The following is a 16635-nucleotide window of genomic DNA, read 5'->3' on the forward strand; positions in this document are numbered from 1 at the left end:
CGGCGTCCAGGACGACGGCCGCCTCGTGCGAGCGCTTGGGGATGAGGTTCAGCGCGTCGGCGACGGTGTCGTGCTCGTGCAGCACCACCGGCGTCTCGAACACCGGGTGCCGGCCCTTGACCCACGCCACGACCTCGGCGACGACGTCGAGCGGCAGGTCCTGCGGCAGCACCGCCATCCCGCCGCGGCGGGCGATCGTCTCGGCCATCCGCCGGCCCGAGACGGCCGTCATGTTCGCGACCACCACCGGGACCGTCGTGCCGGTGCCGTCCCCGGTGGACAGGTCCACGTCGAGCCGGGACGTGACGGCCGAGCGCGAGGGGGCCAGGAACACGTCGTTGTAGGTGAGGTCGTGCCGGGGCTGCTGACCGTCGAGGAAACGCATGTGGTTGACCCGTTCTCTCAGTATTCTTTACCGACGGGGTTTACAGCAGAGCTGTCGCTTTCCCGTGGGTACAGGAGTCGGGCCTGCTGCGCAGCCAGACCGTCCCAGGCCCAGGGAGATACGTGTCCTGGTGCGGTGGGCATGCCGGCTGCGGAGTACTCGAACTCCTGCGCCATGAATTGCTCGAGGATTCGACGGAAGTGTCTTCGCAGAGCTGACGGGTGAGGTATGTGGCGCTCGGTTGTCACTAGCGGCCGCTGCGCGTTCACAGGACCACGACCGAGCGCAGGACGTCGCCGGACTTCATGGTGGCGAAGGCCTGCTCGACCTCGCCCAGGCCGATGCGCTCGGAGACGAACGCCTCCAGCGGCAGCCGGCCGTTCGCGTGCAGCTCCAGCAGCTGGGGGAAGTCGCGTTCGGGCAGGCAGTCGCCGTACCAGGACGACTTCAACGCCCCACCGCGGCCGAAGACGTCGGCCAGCGGCACCTGCAGGGTCATCTCCGGCGTGGGGACGCCGACCAGCACGACGGTGCCGGCCAGGTCGCGGCCGTAGAAGGCCTGCCGCCACGTCTCGGGCCGCCCGACGGCGTCGATGACGACGTCGGCGCCGAAGGAGTCGGTCAGCTCGGCGATCGCCGCCACGACGCCGTCCTCGTCCAGGCCCTTGCTGTTGATGGTGTGGGTGGCGCCCAGCTGCTTGGCCCACGCCAGCTTCTTGTCGTCGATGTCGATGGCGATGATGCGCCGGGCCCCGGCCAGCACCGCACCGGCCACCGCCGCACAACCCACGCCGCCGCAGCCGATGACGGCCACGGTGTCCCCGCGCTGGACCGGGGCGGTGTTGACCGCCGCGCCGATGCCGGCCATCACCCCGCAGCCCAGCAGGCCCGCCACGGCCGGGTCCACCGACGGGTCGACCTTGGTGGCCTGCCCGGCGGCCACGAGGGTCTTGGCCGCGAAGGCGCCGATGCCCAGGGCCGGGGTCAGCTCGGTGCCGTCGGTCAGCGTCATCTTCTGCTTCGCGTTGTGGGTGGCGAAGCAGTACTGCGGCCGGCCCCGCTTGCAGGCCCGGCACTGCCCGCACACCGCACGCCAGTTCAGCACCACGGTGTCGCCCACGGCGACGTTGGTCACGCCCTCACCGACCGCCGAGACCGTGCCGGCGGCCTCGTGGCCCAGCAGGAAGGGGTAGTCGTCGGTGATGCCGCCCTCGCGGTAGTGCAGGTCGGTGTGGCACACCCCGCACGCGGCGACGTCGACGACGACCTCCCCGGCGATCGGGTCGGGCACGACGATGTCGACGGTCTCGACGGGGGCGCCCTTGGCGCGCGAGATCACAGCGGGAACGGTCCAGGCCATGCGTAGGTCCCTCCGAACATGCGTGGGCTGGCAGTCCTATGATGATAAGTGACACTTATTTCAAGCGTGTTAACACTGCTCTGCCAAGACGAGGAGGACGCGCCAGAGCCGCAACAAGGCTCGTGTGAGACTTAGGTGTGAGCAGACAGACACGGGCTGACGGGGACCAGGCAACGCCTGCAGCGCAGATCGGAGCGCGCGTCCGGACCTACCGCACGAACCAAGGCTTGACCATGCGCGAGTTGGCGCGCAGAGCCGAGGTCTCGCAACCCTACGTTTCGCAACTAGAACATGGCGATCTCTTGCCGAGCATCCCGAGTCTGTATCGGCTCGCAGCTGCACTTGGAATCACTGCTTCGAAGCTGCTGCCAGACCTCAGTTCAGTACCTGACTCCTCGCTGAGCATGCCTACCGGTTCGGCGGGCACGACGCAGCGTGTACTCGCTGGCGGTTCGGGCCGCGGTTTGCATGTCCACGAGATCACTATCGCCCCCAAGACCGCGGAGGATGGCTGGTTCAATCACTCGGGGGAGGAGGTTGCTGTTGCGATGGAGGGGCGGCCCAGTTGGGAGAACACTCACGGTGTCCGGCATGCGCTTCCGGCGGGTGGTGCTCTCGTGATTGACACCTCAACTCCGCACCGGTGGCGAAACGATGGCGACCTTTTGGCGCGGATCATCCTTATTTGCGCCGACTCCTTGTCGGCAGAAAGCGAGTTCCATGCGAACCCTGAAGAAACGCTGACGCTGCACTGACGTTTTGTCAGTAGTGCCGTGAGGTAGCTGCTGCGCCGAACTAGAGACACTGGGGAACTAGCCTCGGTCTTTCGTGAGGCGTTGGTTGAGGCCTTAGATGGGCTCTGACCTGGCGCTCCTCGTGGTGGACGTGCGGTAGTCCCGCGTCTGCTCGCGGCCTCCAAGATTCCGGCCGTGGGGACATTGGTGAAGGTCAGGGACTGAGGTGGCGATCCGGTGATGGCCAGCGAGGACGAGGCCGGTCCAAGGCCACCAAGGCGACTACCCCTCGCTGCGTGCGGCGTGCCTAGCCATCAGCGAACGCCTCGGGGTCTCCCGCGCCAGCCTGCAACGCTGAGTCAACCAAGCCCCGATCGATGCCGGCGCCAAGCCCGGGCTCAGCAGCACTGAGAGCGAGGAGATCAAGGCGCTGAAGGCGGAGAACAAGCGCCTGCGCGAGGCCAACGAGATCTTGCGTTCGGCCTCGATCTTCTTCGCGCGGCAGCTCGTCCCCCGCGAGCGGGAGGTGCCCCACCGCGCCAACGCTGATCGTGCAGGCCATCGATCAGATGAGAGAAAAGGGCTTCGCGGTCGAGTCGGCCTGCGCCGTGCTCAGCGAGCACGGTTGCCAGGTCGCCGCGAGGACCTACCGGGCCTAGAAGCAGGGCCAGCCTCCGGCAGCACGCACGGTCTCCGACGCCCACGTCATTCATGGATGACGTCCCTGGGAGTGGTGTAACTCGTCGCGCGCGAAGCGCTGCGGGTTTGGACTATGCCGTGAGCGCGGTGGTGGTGTCGAGCGCAGTGTCCGTGCCGGCGTCCGCGCGCAGCGCGGGCGTCGGCAAGACGGTCGGCTCGGGGGGTGCCGGCAGCGCCATCGAGGACTCCGACAGGTAGCACCGCTCCCCGGACTGCCACTCATCGTGCGCCTCGATCAGGACGCAACCGGCCAGCCGCAGCAGGGCCTGGGCGTTGGGGAAGATGCCGACGACGTCGGTGCGGCGTTGACCTCCCGGTTCAGGCGTTCCAGCGGGTTGGTCGACCAGATCTTGCGCCAGTGGGCCTCGGGGAACACCGCGAACGCCGTGACGTCTGGGCCGGCCTCATCGAGCATGTCCGCGACGGCGGGGAACTTGGCCCGCAGGCTGTCGGCCACGACCCGGACCTGCTCGGTGACAGCGTCGGCGGAGGGCTGCACGAAGATGGTGCGGACCATCGCCGCGACCGCATCGGACTGACCCTTGGCAACCTTCGAGAGCACATTGCGCATGAAGTGCACTCGGCATCGTTGCCAGCTGGCGCCGGCCATCGTCTGCTCGATCGCCGAGACGAGTCCGCGGTGCTGATCGGAGATCACCAACTGCACCCCGTGCAGGCCGCGATCGCGCAACGAGCCGAGGAAGGACTTCCAGAAGTCCAACGTCTCGGCGTCGCCGACGTTGCAGCCCAGCACTTCCCGATGCCCGTCGGCGGTCACGCCGGTGGCGATGACGACCGCCTGGGACACCACCCGGCCGCGGATGCGGGCCTTGCAGTAGGTCGCGTCGAGGAACACGTACGGGGTCGGCTGCGCCTCCAGCGGCCGGGTGCGGAACGCCTCGACCTCGCCGTCCAGGTCGACGCAGATCCGGGACACCTCGCTCTTGGAGATCCCCGACTCCACGCCCAGGGCCTCGACCAGGTCGTCGACCTTGCGGGTGGAGACGCCGTGGACGTAGGCCTCCATCACCACCGCATGCAGAGCCCGGTCGATCCGCCGGCGCGGGGCCAGCAAGGTGGGAAGAACGAGCCCGTCCTGGTCTTGGGAATCTTCACCTGCACGTCGCCGGCGGTGGTGGCCACCAGCCGGTCGCGGGTGCCGTTGCGGTGAGTCGTGCGAGTGGTGGTGCGTTCGTGCAGGCCGGCGCCGATGTGAGCTTCGGCCTCGGCATCGATAAGGGCCTGCAGGGCTCCTTGCAGGAGCCGGCGCATCAGCTGGCCGTCCTCGGCGGTGCTCAGTGCGTCGAGCAGGGTGGACAGGGCAGACTGGTCCTCGAGGGCCATCGCGTTGATCCTTCTTCTACGAGTTCCTTGGCGGGTACTCGCAGAGCTTCACGCGGTGGCCCTCACCTGCTGTCCGGACACGCCGGGCCGGTCCAGGCGGCTGGGGCCGAGTTACACCACTCCAAGGGACTCACCCCGTCGTGCAGTAGCGGTAGGCCATCTTGAGGCTGACAACGTTGTCTCGGGTAGGTCAGCGATCGCCGTACGCTGGCGCATGAAGCGCAGCAGCAGCGCCTGGGCGAAGCAGCCCAGCGACCGGCGTCCCCGCCGGGTACCAATCCGGGCACGGGAAGCGGAGAGCAGACGGGCCACGGCCTGGGCAAGGTCGCGGGAGACGTCGAGGCTGGCACGACAGGAGAGCTCGTAGGGTCCTGACGGGCATGGCGGTTGAGCTTGGTCGCCACCATCGTGACCGGCCAGGCCCTACGTGCCCAACGCCTTCGATCGCGGGAGGCAGCGGTTGATCACGCCGCTATTGACAAAGTTTCACTAACGACGCCCCATAAGGTCGAACAACTAAAGGGGCGCCGTCACCTACCCGTGCAGCAATCCTCGCTCAGCCGACATGGCACGACTGCTTCGCATCGCTGAACGCGCTGTCAGCGGTTGGTGTACCCCGCGTCAACGGGGTACGTCGCCCCGGTCACGTAACTGGAGGCGTCCGAGCACAGCCACAGGCTGGCTTGGGCGACCTCGCGGGGCTGCCCGAAGCGGTTCAGCACCGACAGTTTCGGGGCGAACTCGGCCTCGGTCTGACCGGTCTCGGCCAGGGCAGCGCGGATCATCGGGGTGTCGATCGCGCCCGGCGCCACCGAGTTCACCCGGATGCCGTGCGAGCCGTTCTCCAGCGCGGCGACCTTGGTGAGACCGCGGACGGCGTGCTTGGCAGAGACGTAGGCGGCGTCGAACCCTTGCGGGCGGTACCCGCTGACGGAGGAGATGTTGACGATCGAGCCGCCGCCGCCCTGGGCGAGCATCTGGCGCAGCTCGTACTTCAGGCAGAGCGCCGTGCCCTTAAGGTCGATCGACATGAGCCGGTCCCAGTAGTCCTCGTCGAATTCCGAGACGAGGGCGTTATCAGGCTTGATCGCCGCGTTGTTAACCGCCACGTCGAGGCGGCCGTAGTGCTCAACGGTCGAGGCGACCATCGCCTGCACCTGCTGGGAGTTCGAGACGTCGACGGCCACGAAGAACGCGTCCCCTCCGGCGTCCTGGATGCTGGCCACCGTCTCGCGACCCAGTTCCTCGTTGAAGTCAGCGACGACGACCTTGGCGCGGGCCTCGGCGAACAATTCCGCGGTAGCCCTGCCCATCCCCATCGCTGCTCCAGTGATGATCGCGGCCTTGCCCTCGAGTACCGGGTACGTCATGACGTCCTCCACGTTGATGCGAATGTATCCGACACGTGACGTACATTGTACTCGGCCTCCTCACCCGGCAGCTGTACGGACGTCGCAAGATGGTCGCCCACCTGCGTCGGGCCGGCCTGGCCGTGGCGCACTGCACCGTAGACCGGTTGATGCGCGCAGAAGGCATGAACGGGGCCCGGCGGGCCAGGAAGGTCCGCACCACCATCCCCGGCAAGGACGGGGTGCGGGCCGGGGACCTGCTGAACCGGCAGTTCACCGCGCCGGCACCGAACCTCGTCTGGGTCGCCGACTTCACGTATGTCCGGACGTGGGCGGGGTTCGTCTACGTCGCCTTCATCGTGGATGTGTTCGCCCAGCGGATCGTGGGCTGGCACGCGATGACTTCCAAGCACACCGACCTGGTCCTGACCTGCCTGCGGATGGCGACCTGGGGACGCGAGCATGCCGGGACCCCGGTGCCGCCCGGCTTGATCATGCACTCCGATGCCGGGTCGCAATACACGAGTTTGAGGCTGACCGAGTACCTGGCCATCGAGGGTTTCGCGGCCTCGATCGGTTCGGTCGGTGACGCGTACGACAATGCGCTGATGGAGACGGTGATCGGTCTGTACAAGACCGAGTGCATCCGCCCGGGGCCCTTCCACGGTGGGCCCTTGAAGACCTTGTCCGATGTTGAGTACGCCACCGCGACGTGGGTGGAGTGGTGGAACAACGCCCGCCTGCATCCTCGGCTGGGTTATCGTCCACCGGCCGAGGCGGAGGGCGCCCACTACGCTGACCTCAGCGACTCCATCCCCGAGCGGTGTCCCACATGAAGACGGCAGAGAAGCCGTGACGCTTCAGGCCGGCCCCGCTGGTTGCGGTGCGCTGCTTCCACCGCGACCGCAACTGAACGTCGTGGCTCGGACGCAGGAAGTGGCTACCGCGCCTGCAGGTCGACCTCAAGCGTGTTGGTGCCCACCGAGCCACGCACGACGGCCGGCGACTCACCCACGACCTCCACAGCCCACTCCCCGATCGAGGGCTGGTTCTGGATTGCGGCCCGGACGGTGGAGCCGGCCCGGGTGACCACGACTGTGACCGCGGGTGCGTCGCCGATGCGGGGAACCTCGACGGTGGTGCTGGCGCCGTCGGCCAGGCCGTAGCAGCGCAGAGTGACCCCGTCGGGGTAGTCATAGTCGGGACGGTCGCTGCGCGCCCCGACCGGTAGGACGGTGCCGGGGCGCACCAGCAGCGGCAGGGAGTCGAAGGCGTGGCGCTCCCGGCGCCACCCCCCACCCTCGACCGCCTCCCCCGTCAGCAGGTGGTGCCAGGTCCCTGGCGGCAGGTAGTACTCGACGACCCCGTCGGCGGAGAAGACCGGGGCGACCAGCACAGAGGGCCCCAGCATGTACTGGGTATCCAGGTGGGCGGTGGCGCGGTCGTCGGGGAACTCCAGGAACATCGGCCGCAGCATCGGCGCGCCACTGGTGTGCGCCTGACGGGCCAGCTGGGCGAGGTAGGGCATCAGCTGCATCTTCAGCTGGGTGAAGCGGCGGGCGACCTCGACGGCTTCCTCGTCGAAGGCCCACGGGACGCGGTAGGAGCTGGAGCCGTGCAGCCGGCTGTGGGAGGACAGCAATCCGAACGCCACCCACCGCTTGAACACCGCCGGGTCGGGGTTGCCTTCGAAGCCGCCGATGTCGTGGCTCCAGAAGGCGAATCCGCTGGCGGCCAGGGACAGGCCACCGCGCAGCGTTTCGGCCATGGCTTCGAAGGTGGAGTAGCAGTCCCCGCCCCAGTGCACGGGGAACTGCTGACCGCCGGTGGTGGCGCTGCGAGCGAAGACGACCGCCTCACCGTCCCCGCGGTGCTCGCGCAGCGCGGTAAAGACGCAGTCGTTGTACTGCTGGGCGTAGTGGTTGTGCATGCGCTGGGGGTCCGAGCCGTCGAACCAGGTCACGCCCTCGGCGGGGATGCGCTCGCCGAAGTCAGTCTTGAAGGAGTCCACGCCCATGTCCTGCAGCCGGCGCAGGTGGGCGGCGAACCAGTCGCGGGCGGCGGGATTGGTGAAGTCGACGATGCCCATCCCGGCTTGCCACATGTCGGTCTGCCACACGCTGCCATCGGTGCGCCTGAGCAGGAACCCCTGCGCGGCGGCCTCGGCGAACAGGGGGGAACGCTGGGCGATGTAGGGGTTGATCCACACGCACACCTTCAGACCCCGCTGGTGCAGGCGGGCCAGCATGCCTTGCGGGTCGGGGAAGGTGCGCGGGTCCCACTCGAAGTCGGTCCAGTTGAACTCGCGCATCCAGAAGCAGTCGAAGTGGAAGACGCTCAGCGGCAGGTGGCGTTCGGCCATGCCGTCGATGAACGACATGACGGTGGCCTCGTCGTAGTTGGTGGTGAACGACGTCGACAGCCACAGCCCGAAGGACCAGTCGGGGATGCGTGGCGGTCGGCCGGTCAGCCCGGTGTAGCGGCGCAGCACCTCCAGCGGGGTGGGGCCGGCGATGACGTGGTAGGTCAGCGACTGGCCTTCGATGCTGAACTGAGTGCGGGAGACGACTTCGGAGGCCACCTCGAAGGACACCGGGCCCGGTTCGTCGACGAAGACGCCGTAACCACGGCTGGAGAGGTAGAAGGGGACGTTCTTGTAGGCCTGCTCACTGGAGGTGCCGCCGTCGGCGTTCCAGACGTCGATGACCTGCCCGTTCTTGACCACCGGGCCAAAGCGCTCGCCCAGCCCGTGGATGGTCTCCCCCACCGACAGGCTCAGCTGCTCGTGCACGAACGTGCGGCCCTCGGCGTCGGTGACCAGGCCCACGCTCTTGGGCAGGCTGGTGGTCAGGAGCCCGCGGGAGTCGCTGAACTGCACCGACCAGGGCGCGCCGCGGGTGATGCGTACCTGCAGGTCGCCGCTGCGTAGCACGCCACCGTCGTCGTCCACGCTCACCTGCGCCCCGCCGCCGGGACCGCCGTCGCCGTCGCCGTCGGAGTTCAGGGCGAAAGACGGGCGGGCGGGCAAGGCGCCGTCGTGGTGGCTGATGCGGGTGCGGATGACGCCTTCGGCGGGGCTGTCGAAGACCACGGTCAGGAGGGTCCGGTTCAGCGTGTCACCGCGGGAGGCGATGACCTTGGTGGGGGCGTGCACCACCAACTGCTCACCGGCCGGGCCGGTCTGGACGCTGAGGTCGTAGGCCTGGGCGGCGTGCTGGACGTCGAGCCCGGTGCGGGTCATCCAGTAGCCGTCGGTGAACTTCACAGCAGGATCAGCCTTTCAGTCCGCCGGCGAGCAGGTCGGTGCGCCAGTACCGCTGCAGTACCAGGATGAGGGCGATGAGCGGGATGACCGAGACCGCCGAGCCGGTGACGATGAGGGGGTACAGGTCGGTGTCGCCGGCCCCCTTGGACAAGAAGGAGTACAGACCCAAGGTCATGGGGTACTTGTCTTGGTCCGAGAGCATGATGAAGGGCAGCAGGAAGTTGTTCCAGATGCCGACGAACTGCAGCAGGAAGACGGTCACCAAGCCCTGCACCATCATCGGCAAGGCGATGGAGGCGAAGATCCGCGTCTCCCCGGCCCCATCGATGCGGGCGGCTTCGAGGGTCTCATCGGGGATGGAGGCGGCGCAGAAGACACGGGCCAGGAAGATGCCGAAAGGGTTGATGATGACCGGCAGCAGGACCGACCAGTAGGTACCGGCCAGGCCCAGGGCGGCCATCAGCAGGTACTGCGGGACGGCGACGACGATGCCGGGCACGAGGACACCGGCCAGGACGACCGCGAAGAGGGCCTCGCGGCCGCGGAAGCGGAACTTGGCCAGCCCGTAGCCGGCCATGGCCGAGACCAGGGTGGACAAGAACGCACCGAGGCCGGCGTACAGGAGGCTGTTGGCCGCCCACTGCCAGAACTGACCCCCGGCATAGCCGCTCAGCGCGGCAATGTTGTCCAGCAGCGAGGTTCCCGGCGCGAAGGAGAAGGTGGTGAACAGCTCCCGAGGCGCCTTGGAAGAGGCGACGACGACCCAGGCCACGGGGATCAGGCAGTACACCGCGCCCAGCAGCAGCACCACGGTGGCCGGACCGCCCCCGTTGCGGCGCAGAGCTCGGGGCCGGGTGGGGCGCGGCGGGCGGTTGGCGCCGGTGCGCGGCGGGACGGTCTGGATACTCATCGGTCGCCTCCGAAGGTGGTGCGCTGGAAGAAGCGCAGGACGACGGTGGACAGCAGCAGCGTGCCCACCGCCAGAACCACCGAGGCCGCGGCCGCTCCGCCGAGGTTGTCGTTGTCGAAGGCCTCTTGGTAGATCTTCATCAGCGGCACCCACGTGGAGGAGATGGTCGAGGTGAAGGGACGCAGGGTGGCCGGTTCGCTGTAGAGCTGGAAGGTGCCGATGACCGAGAACAGCCCGGTCAGCACCAGGGCCGGGGCGACCAGGGGCACCTTGATGCGCAGGGCGATCTGACGTTCGCTGGCGCCGTCAAGACGGGCGGCTTCGTAGATCTCGGTGGGGATGGAGCGCAAGGACGTGTAGATCACGATCATGTTGAAGCCGACACCGGACCACAGGGCGATGTTGGCCATGGAGAAGTACAGGAAGGGGGTGGACAGGAAGTCCAGCGGGCCGGCGCCCAGCCAGGTGGCGATGTAGTTGATCGGGCTGGTGCTGGGCAGGTACATGAACCCCCACAGCAGGGTCGCGATGACGCCGGGCACCGCGTAGGGCATGAAGATCGCGGTGCGGGAGAAGCTGCGGGCCCGCACCGCGGGAGTGTCCAGCAGCAGGGCGAAGAGCAGAGCGAAACCCAGGACCAGCGGAATCGAGATGCAGCCGTAGATCAGGACCCGGCCCAGGCCGGCGAGGAACTCCGGATCGGTCAGGGCGCTGGTGTAGTTCTCTAGCCCGACGAACCCCTCCACCCGGCGTCCGAAGGCGCCGCCGCCACTGACGCGGTAGCCGCGAAAGCTCAGCCACAACGCATAGGCGATGGGTAGCAGCAGGAACAGGGTGAAGAAGACCGCTGCCGGCGCGACGAACGCCCACGGCGCCACCGCACGCGGAAGCGATGGTCGGCGCGGGCGCCGCGACGCCGCTGCGGGGGCGGGTTGCTGCAGGAGGGTCATGGGCCATCTTCTCTCAAGCGCTGGATGCGGCCGGTGCGGGAGGGGGATACGGGAGGGAATGCGGGAACGAGGAGGTGAGAACGCCAGAGGTAAGCCACTCAGGCGACGGTGAAGCCGGACTTCTTCAGGTCGGCGATGATCGCCTCCTGGGTGCGGGCGTAGACGTCGCGGAACGATCCACCGCCCAGGGCGGCCTCGTTGAGGGCGTCGCCGAAGGTGGAGGTGGCGACGTTGACGTTGGGGCCCCAGGTCTGGGCGATGGTCGTGTCGTCGATGACCTGGTCGGCGATTTCGTAGAAGTTCGTCTGCTGCGGCATCAGGCGCGGCGGGTCGGACTGCAGGGTGGCTTCGCGTCCGCCGTTGCCGCCGGGGTAGATGTCCAAGGTGAGCAGCAGCTTCGAGCCTTCCTCCGAGGCCCCCAGCCAGGCGGCGAACTTCGCGGCCGCCTCGGCGTGCTGGGACTTGGCCGGCACCAGGTAGGTGGACCCGCCGAGGAAGGGAACAGCCGACTCACCCGGCGTCCACTGCGGCAGGGGTGCCGACTCCCACTTCCCGGCGGTGTCGGGGGCGACGGAGTACAAGACGCTGGGGGCCCAGGCCGCGGCAGCCCAGCTGAGGATCTTCCCGGCGTTGACCTGGGCGTTCCACTCCGGAGTCAGCAGCGGCTGGACGGTCACCAGGTCGCGACGGACGAGGTCTTGCCAAAAATCTGCGGTGGCCAGTGAGGCCTCGTCAGTGAGGTTCACCGTCCAGGTTTCGCCGTCGTTGGACCACCACTTCGCCCCGGCCTGGGCGGCGTGCGCGGCGAAGAATTCGAACTGGGTGGCGGCGAAGCTGGCGATGTAGACGCTGGGGTCGGCGGTGTGGATGGCCTCGGCGGCGGCGGCGTACTCGGCCCACGTGGTGGGAACCGCGACACCGTACTGGTCGAAGAGGTCCTTGCGGTAGGTGAACATCATCGGGCCGATGTCCTGCGGCACGCCGTAAACGGTGTCATCCAGAGTGCACAGCGACCAGATGTTGTCCTCCGCGCCGGCCTTGGCCGAGGACACCTGCTCGGTGAGGTCGGAGACGACCCCGGCCACGACGAGGGCGGGCAGGGCGCGGTACTCGATCTGCACGACGTCGGGAGCGGTGTCGGCACGGTCGGCGGCCAGCAGCTTGGAGGCGGTCTCGGGGGTACCGCCGACTTCGGAGAGCTTGACGGTGACGTCGGGGTTGAGCTCGTGGTAGCGCTCGACGATGGCCTGGGCGGACGGGTCACCGCCCTTGAGGGAGTAGGTCCAGAACTGCAAGGTGACCGGGCCGCCATCGGCGTCAGAACCGCCCGCGGCCGAGTCGTCCCCGGAGCTGCACGCGGTGGCGGTCAAGCCGGCGGTGGCCGCGGCGCCGGCCAGGAAGGTACGCCGCGACGTCGCCGAGCGCCGGTCCGTTGTGAGGCTGTTCGGCGTGAGGCTGTTCGGCGTGGAGCTGCTCGTCGTGCGGCTGGTGCTGGGGTGGGGCTGGTGGGTCATCACATCTCCCTCGACGTGCCGGCGGTGGCGACAACGCCACCGGATGCACGCTTCCCGCGTGCCGGAAGAAGACGCTACTGTTCACGTGAACATCAGTCAAGGACGACGGTTTCACCGACCGTCACCTGCGCTCCCCGACGACAAGGCAACCCGTGACCTCCTGCGCCGTCCCCCTCGACTCCCCGACCCCTGAACCCACCACCGATGCCACCGTCGGGTCGACGACCCAGCACCCGCAGCCGGTGAACCCCGTGCTGGCCGGCTCCCACCCCGACCCCTCCATCTGCCGGGTCGGGGCGGACTACTACCTCGTCACCTCCTCCTTCGCCTACTTCCCCGCCGTCCCCGTGCACCACTCCCGCGACCTGCTCACCTGGGAACTGGTCGGTCACGTCGTCACCGACCCCGCGCACCTGCGCTGCGGCGACCTCGACTTCGCCGACACCGACTGCTCCGACGGGGTCTGGGCTCCCACCATCCGCCATTACGAGGGCGTCTTCTACGTCGTCCTGGCCCTGGCTCGCCAGCGCCGGGGGTCAGCGACGCTGCTGTTCACCGCGACCGATCCGCGTGGTCCGTGGTCGGCGCCGGTGCAGCTGGAAGCCGACGGGATCGATCCGTCGTTGTTCATCGACGACGACGGAACCTGCTGGTTCGCGGCCGCCCGCGATGCCACCGTGCAGACCGCGACGGGGCCGGCGGAGATCTACGTGCGCCGTCTGGACCTGCAGTCGCTGTCCCTGGTGGGACCGGAGACGGTCATCTGGCACGGGGCCATGACCGGGACCTGGGCCGAGGCGCCGCACCTGATCAAGCGAGACGGTGTCTACCACCTCCTGGCCGCCGAGGGCGGCACCGAGCGCCGTCACAGTGTGACCGCCGCCCGGGCCGAGGCAGTCACCGGTCCCTGGCGCACCGACCCGCGCAGTCCGCTGCTGACCCACCGTCACCTCTCCCCCGACCATCCGGTGCAGAACGTGGGGCACGCCGACCTGGTCGACGATGAGGACGGCCGCACCTGGGCCGTGGTCTTGGGCGTGCGGCCCGTGCGCGGCGTCCACACCCTGGGCCGGGAGGTCTTCCTCGTCCCCGTCGACTGGAGCCCGGAGGGGCCGGTGTTCGCCCCAGGAACGGGCATGGTCACCGGTGTAGCACCAGACACAGCGGCAGCAGCAACGGCGGTGACAGCGGCTGCGACCTGCCCGACGAGCGGCGCCACCGTCCTCGACGATGCCTGGAGTTCTATCGCCCTATCTGGTCGCGAGGTCTCCTCACTCCGCGGTCCCCTGGACGTACGACCACAGCCAGGAGGGGCCGTAGCGCTGCCGGTCAGGCCGGCCACCCTGTCGGCTGCGAGGGGAACGCCAGGATTTCTCGGCTGGCCGCAACGAGACCTGCACTTCCAGGCCGAGCTCCGTTGCCGCGTCGCGGGCCTCCCCTCGGGAATACGGGCGGGGCTGGCGCTGTTCGTCACGCCTGGAGTGTGGGCGGCGGCGGTGATGGAGACCGGAGCTGACGGGACCGTGCGGTTTCGGATCGACACCGGCGACGGCATCGGCAGCACCCCGGGCAGCCATCTCAGCGGAGGCATCGACAGGGACCTCAACGAAGGTCCCGGTAGCCAGATCCACGTTCACCAGATGGCCGACGTCGAAGGTGACCACGTCGTGATCCGCGTGGACGGGGACGAGGAGGCTTACCGGTTCTCCTGGGCCCTCGCCGCGCGAGAGGACCACACGGAGGGCCGAGGGGACGGGCACGAGGTTTGGCAGCCACTGGGGGTCGTGCCCCGCTGTGCGCTGAGCAACGAGGTCGCCGGTGACTTCCTGGGCGTGCACCTTGGCCCGTACGCCAGCGGATCCGAGGGTGCAACGTTCGTCGTCGACCGGTTCCGGTACCGCGCGATCGGCACGCTGCCGGCCAAGATCGTCCCTGCCGTCCCTGCCGTCCCTGCCGTCCCTGCCGTCCCTGCCGTCCCTGCCGTGCCCGCCGTGCCCGTCGTGTCGACTTAGCGCTGACCGGCCACGCGGCGTGTGCTGTCCCTGGCCACCATCTGCGCCGGGATCAACCGGTGCGTCGGCTCAACCCCGGCCAGCATGTCCAGCAGCATCTGGATGACCGTGGTTCCGAGCAGGGTGAAGTTCTGCCGCACCGTCGTCAACGCCGGCACGAGGTGGCTCATCCCCGGGGAATCGTCGAACCCCACCAGCGACACCTCCTCCGGCACCGCCACCCCCGCCTCCACCAGCGCCTTGAGGGCGCCGATGGCCATCATGTCGTTGCCGGCGAAGATCGCGGTGGGTCGTGCGGTGGTGCGCAGCACCTGGCGGGTCAGCTCGTAACCGCCTGCGGGTGTGAAGTCCCCTTCCAGCACCATGGGGTCGGCGATGCCTGCGGCGGTCATCTCCTCCCGGAAGCCGACGACTCGGGCCTGTGCGTCGTAGACCCGCGCAGGCCCGCTGAGATGGACGATCCGCCGATGCCCCAGGTCCAGAAGGTGCCGCGTCAACGTCCGGGCCCCGGCCACCTGATCGATCTCGACCGAGGCCAGCTTCTCGTTGGACACCGCCCCGGACATGACCACCGCCACCGGCACCCGACTGTCGACGCTACTCAAGGCCTCCGCCGCCATCGGCCGGTCGGCGACGAAAACGATCCCGTCCACGGATTGGTCGATGAGGCGGTTGACGGTCTCGGTGAGGTCGGCAGCCGAGCCGCCGTGCCAGGCGGCCAGGTTCACCCAGTAGCCGGCGTCCTTGGCGGCGGTCTCGATACCCAGCAGGACCTTCGACAGCTCGAAGAGCTCCTGCCCGGCCAGAACCACTCCAAGAGTGCCGGAGACGTCGCCGTGCAGAGCGCGGGCGATGCTGTTGCGGCGGTAGCCCAGCTGCTGCACCGCGGCCAGGACGCGTTGGCGGGTCTCCTCCTTGACCATGGGGTGACCGTTGAGGACGCGGGAGACGGTCATGTGCGACACACCCGCCAGCCGCGCGACGTCGACCAGTCCCGGCGCCTTCGCCATCTCCGATCCTCCGTTCCTCGTATTTCTACGTAGCCAGGACAGCGTGTCAGATCGGGATCGTGCCAGACCGCAACGCTCGGCCGTGATCTGACGGCGATGGGCATGGACCGACGCGCTTGCATCCAGAAGTGCAGGCAATCCCTGCTCGAGACCGCGACTTCCTCCACCCGGGGCCTGCGAGAGCCCGTCCGTGGGTCTTCTGGGCGCTGACCGCGACGCCAACGCCGCTACCGTTGATGGCTTGCCCTCAGCGAGACGATCGCGGTCCGCTCCACCGACGGGTTGTACGCCGACTGCACACTGAGGGGGCGGCTACGACGATGGAGGGCAGTCGACGGCTGATGGCGAGGCTTCCTGCGCGCCTGCTGCCAGACCACCGGGTACCGGTGGTGTCGCCCAGCAGCTGGCTCGGCTCACGCGCCGACCCGGACCTACTGCTGAACACTCTGCAAGAGTGAAGGCTGCATCCCGAACTCGGTCTCACGGCCTGGACCGGCGCGGATACATGGCCAGCACCGACGCCGACCGCCTCGCCCACCTCAACCGGGCCCTGCGCGCCCCGGGCAACCGCGCGGTCAGCACCTCCACCGTCGCGGCGTCGGCACCCTTCTGCGGCCCGAACACCGCCATCCTCGCCTTTCGCCAGTCGTGAGCGGCAACGGTGGGCACCAGGTGACCAGCGCCGCGCTGCTCATCGCACTGATGGTGATCGATCCACATGAGCAGGGCTTCGACGTCGCCAACGCCTCGCTGGCCTTGTCCACTAGCGCTTCACCCCGCGGCACCGAGTCACCCAGCGTCCGGACTGGCCCCACCAAGGTGGCTGCCTACGTCGCCGCCACTGGGTCGACGCGATGGTCGTCGCGGTCGGCCCGTCGCACGCCATGACGCCCCGCCCCGCCCCGCACCGCCGACCTCGACCTCGACCTCGACCTCGACCTCGACCTCATCGCGGCGCTCGCTACGGCGTCACATGGCCTCGACGCGCCCGCCGAGGGCGACGATCCCGCCTCCGAGGCCACCGGCGGCCCCGGCTCCCGGAACCGTCCGGACGTCTACCCGGAGCAGGGACAGGTAGAGCTGCGCGGTCTGCCGCAACCGCG

Annotated in this window: 12 protein-coding genes and 2 pseudogenes; 4 read left to right on the plus strand and 10 right to left on the minus strand. The window is 68.7% G+C overall.

Translation table 11 applies throughout. From position 1 onward, the window contains the following. Both ACRYR2_RS24255 and ACRYR2_RS24260 read right to left on the minus strand, forming a co-directional pair. On the minus strand, positions 1-385 hold a 385-nt coding region (locus ACRYR2_RS24255; RefSeq protein ID WP_432565515.1), incomplete at its 3' end, for an IMP dehydrogenase. 265 nt (positions 386-650) lie between these two features. Continuing rightward, entirely contained in the window at positions 651-1745 is a 1095-nt protein-coding gene (locus ACRYR2_RS24260; protein ID WP_432565517.1) for an S-(hydroxymethyl)mycothiol dehydrogenase, read from the minus strand. A 137-nt stretch (positions 1746-1882) separates the two neighbouring features. On the opposite strand from ACRYR2_RS24260, the gene ACRYR2_RS24265 reads away from it, so the two are divergent. Then, on the plus strand, positions 1883-2500 hold the full coding sequence (locus tag ACRYR2_RS24265; protein ID WP_432565519.1) for a helix-turn-helix domain-containing protein: 618 nt from the start codon (positions 1883-1885) through the stop codon (positions 2498-2500). Between the two features lie 749 nt (positions 2501-3249). Here the strand turns inward: ACRYR2_RS24265 and ACRYR2_RS24270 are convergent. Beyond that, positions 3250-4522, minus strand: a pseudogene (locus ACRYR2_RS24270) (IS256 family transposase). Between the two features lie 599 nt (positions 4523-5121). Next, a complete protein-coding gene (locus ACRYR2_RS24275) occupies positions 5122-5892 on the minus strand; it encodes an SDR family NAD(P)-dependent oxidoreductase (RefSeq protein ID WP_432565521.1) in 771 nt (256 codons plus the stop codon). A 71-nt stretch (positions 5893-5963) separates the two neighbouring features. Between ACRYR2_RS24275 and ACRYR2_RS24280 the strand changes: the two are divergent. Continuing rightward, a pseudogene (locus ACRYR2_RS24280) lies at positions 5964-6707 on the plus strand (IS3 family transposase); the annotation flags it as partial. Between the two features lie 104 nt (positions 6708-6811). Here ACRYR2_RS24280 and yicI read toward each other — a convergent pair. From yicI to ACRYR2_RS24300, 4 genes are all read right to left on the minus strand, one after another. Continuing rightward, positions 6812-9136 carry an alpha-xylosidase gene (gene yicI / locus ACRYR2_RS24285; RefSeq protein WP_432565523.1) on the minus strand — a complete coding sequence of 775 codons (2325 nt, stop codon included), beginning with the start codon at positions 9134-9136 and terminating at the stop codon, positions 6812-6814. 7 nt (positions 9137-9143) lie between these two features. Then, a complete protein-coding gene (locus ACRYR2_RS24290; protein WP_432565525.1) occupies positions 9144-10046 on the minus strand; it encodes a carbohydrate ABC transporter permease in 903 nt (300 codons plus the stop codon). Further along, positions 10043-10996: a carbohydrate ABC transporter permease gene (locus tag ACRYR2_RS24295; protein WP_432565527.1), complete on the minus strand. Its 954-nt coding sequence runs from the start codon at positions 10994-10996 to the stop codon at positions 10043-10045. Before ACRYR2_RS24295 ends, ACRYR2_RS24290 begins: the two co-directional genes overlap by 4 nt. Before the next feature lie 98 nt (positions 10997-11094). Continuing rightward, entirely contained in the window at positions 11095-12510 is a 1416-nt protein-coding gene (locus ACRYR2_RS24300; RefSeq protein WP_432565529.1) for an ABC transporter substrate-binding protein, read from the minus strand. Positions 12511-12662: 152 nt separating this feature from the next. On the opposite strand from ACRYR2_RS24300, the gene ACRYR2_RS24305 reads away from it, so the two are divergent. Continuing rightward, positions 12663-14522: a glycoside hydrolase family 43 protein gene (locus tag ACRYR2_RS24305; protein WP_432565531.1), complete on the plus strand. Its 1860-nt coding sequence runs from the start codon at positions 12663-12665 to the stop codon at positions 14520-14522. Here the strand turns inward: ACRYR2_RS24305 and ACRYR2_RS24310 are convergent. After that, positions 14519-15532, minus strand: a complete 1014-nt coding sequence (locus tag ACRYR2_RS24310) for a LacI family DNA-binding transcriptional regulator (RefSeq protein WP_432565533.1) — start codon at positions 15530-15532, stop codon at positions 14519-14521. The genes ACRYR2_RS24305 and ACRYR2_RS24310 overlap by 4 nt on opposite strands. Positions 15533-16037: 505 nt before the next feature. On the opposite strand from ACRYR2_RS24310, the gene ACRYR2_RS24315 reads away from it, so the two are divergent. Further along, positions 16038-16184, plus strand: coding sequence for a hypothetical protein (locus ACRYR2_RS24315; protein WP_432565535.1), 147 nt, complete (start codon positions 16038-16040; stop codon positions 16182-16184). Positions 16185-16501: 317 nt separating this feature from the next. Here ACRYR2_RS24315 and ACRYR2_RS24320 read toward each other — a convergent pair whose 3' ends face one another. Beyond that, positions 16502-16630, minus strand: coding sequence for a glycerate kinase (locus tag ACRYR2_RS24320; RefSeq protein WP_432565537.1), 129 nt, complete (start codon positions 16628-16630; stop codon positions 16502-16504). Positions 16631-16635 lie beyond the last annotated feature (5 nt).

It is taken from the genome of Kineococcus deserti (assembly GCF_050871945.1).
Taxonomy (GTDB): Bacteria; Actinomycetota; Actinomycetes; order Actinomycetales; family Kineococcaceae; genus Kineococcus.

What these genes read in the sequence shown, in the direction of transcription:
- ACRYR2_RS24260 (WP_432565517.1), bottom strand. Translation starts at nt 1,745, where the DNA reads ATGGCCTGGACCGTTCCCGCTGTGATCTCGCGCGCCAAGGGCGCCCCC.
- ACRYR2_RS24275 (WP_432565521.1), bottom strand. Translation starts at nt 5,892, where the DNA reads ATGACGTACCCGGTACTCGAGGGCAAGGCCGCGATCATCACTGGAGCA.
- ACRYR2_RS24290 (WP_432565525.1), bottom strand. Translation starts at nt 10,046, where the DNA reads ATGAGTATCCAGACCGTCCCGCCGCGCACCGGCGCCAACCGCCCGCCG.
- ACRYR2_RS24295 (WP_432565527.1), bottom strand. Translation starts at nt 10,996, where the DNA reads ATGACCCTCCTGCAGCAACCCGCCCCCGCAGCGGCGTCGCGGCGCCCG.
- ACRYR2_RS24300 (WP_432565529.1), bottom strand. Translation starts at nt 12,510, where the DNA reads ATGACCCACCAGCCCCACCCCAGCACCAGCCGCACGACGAGCAGCTCC.
- ACRYR2_RS24310 (WP_432565533.1), bottom strand. Translation starts at nt 15,532, where the DNA reads ATGGCGAAGGCGCCGGGACTGGTCGACGTCGCGCGGCTGGCGGGTGTG.
- ACRYR2_RS24315 (WP_432565535.1), top strand. Translation starts at nt 16,038, where the DNA reads ATGGCCAGCACCGACGCCGACCGCCTCGCCCACCTCAACCGGGCCCTG.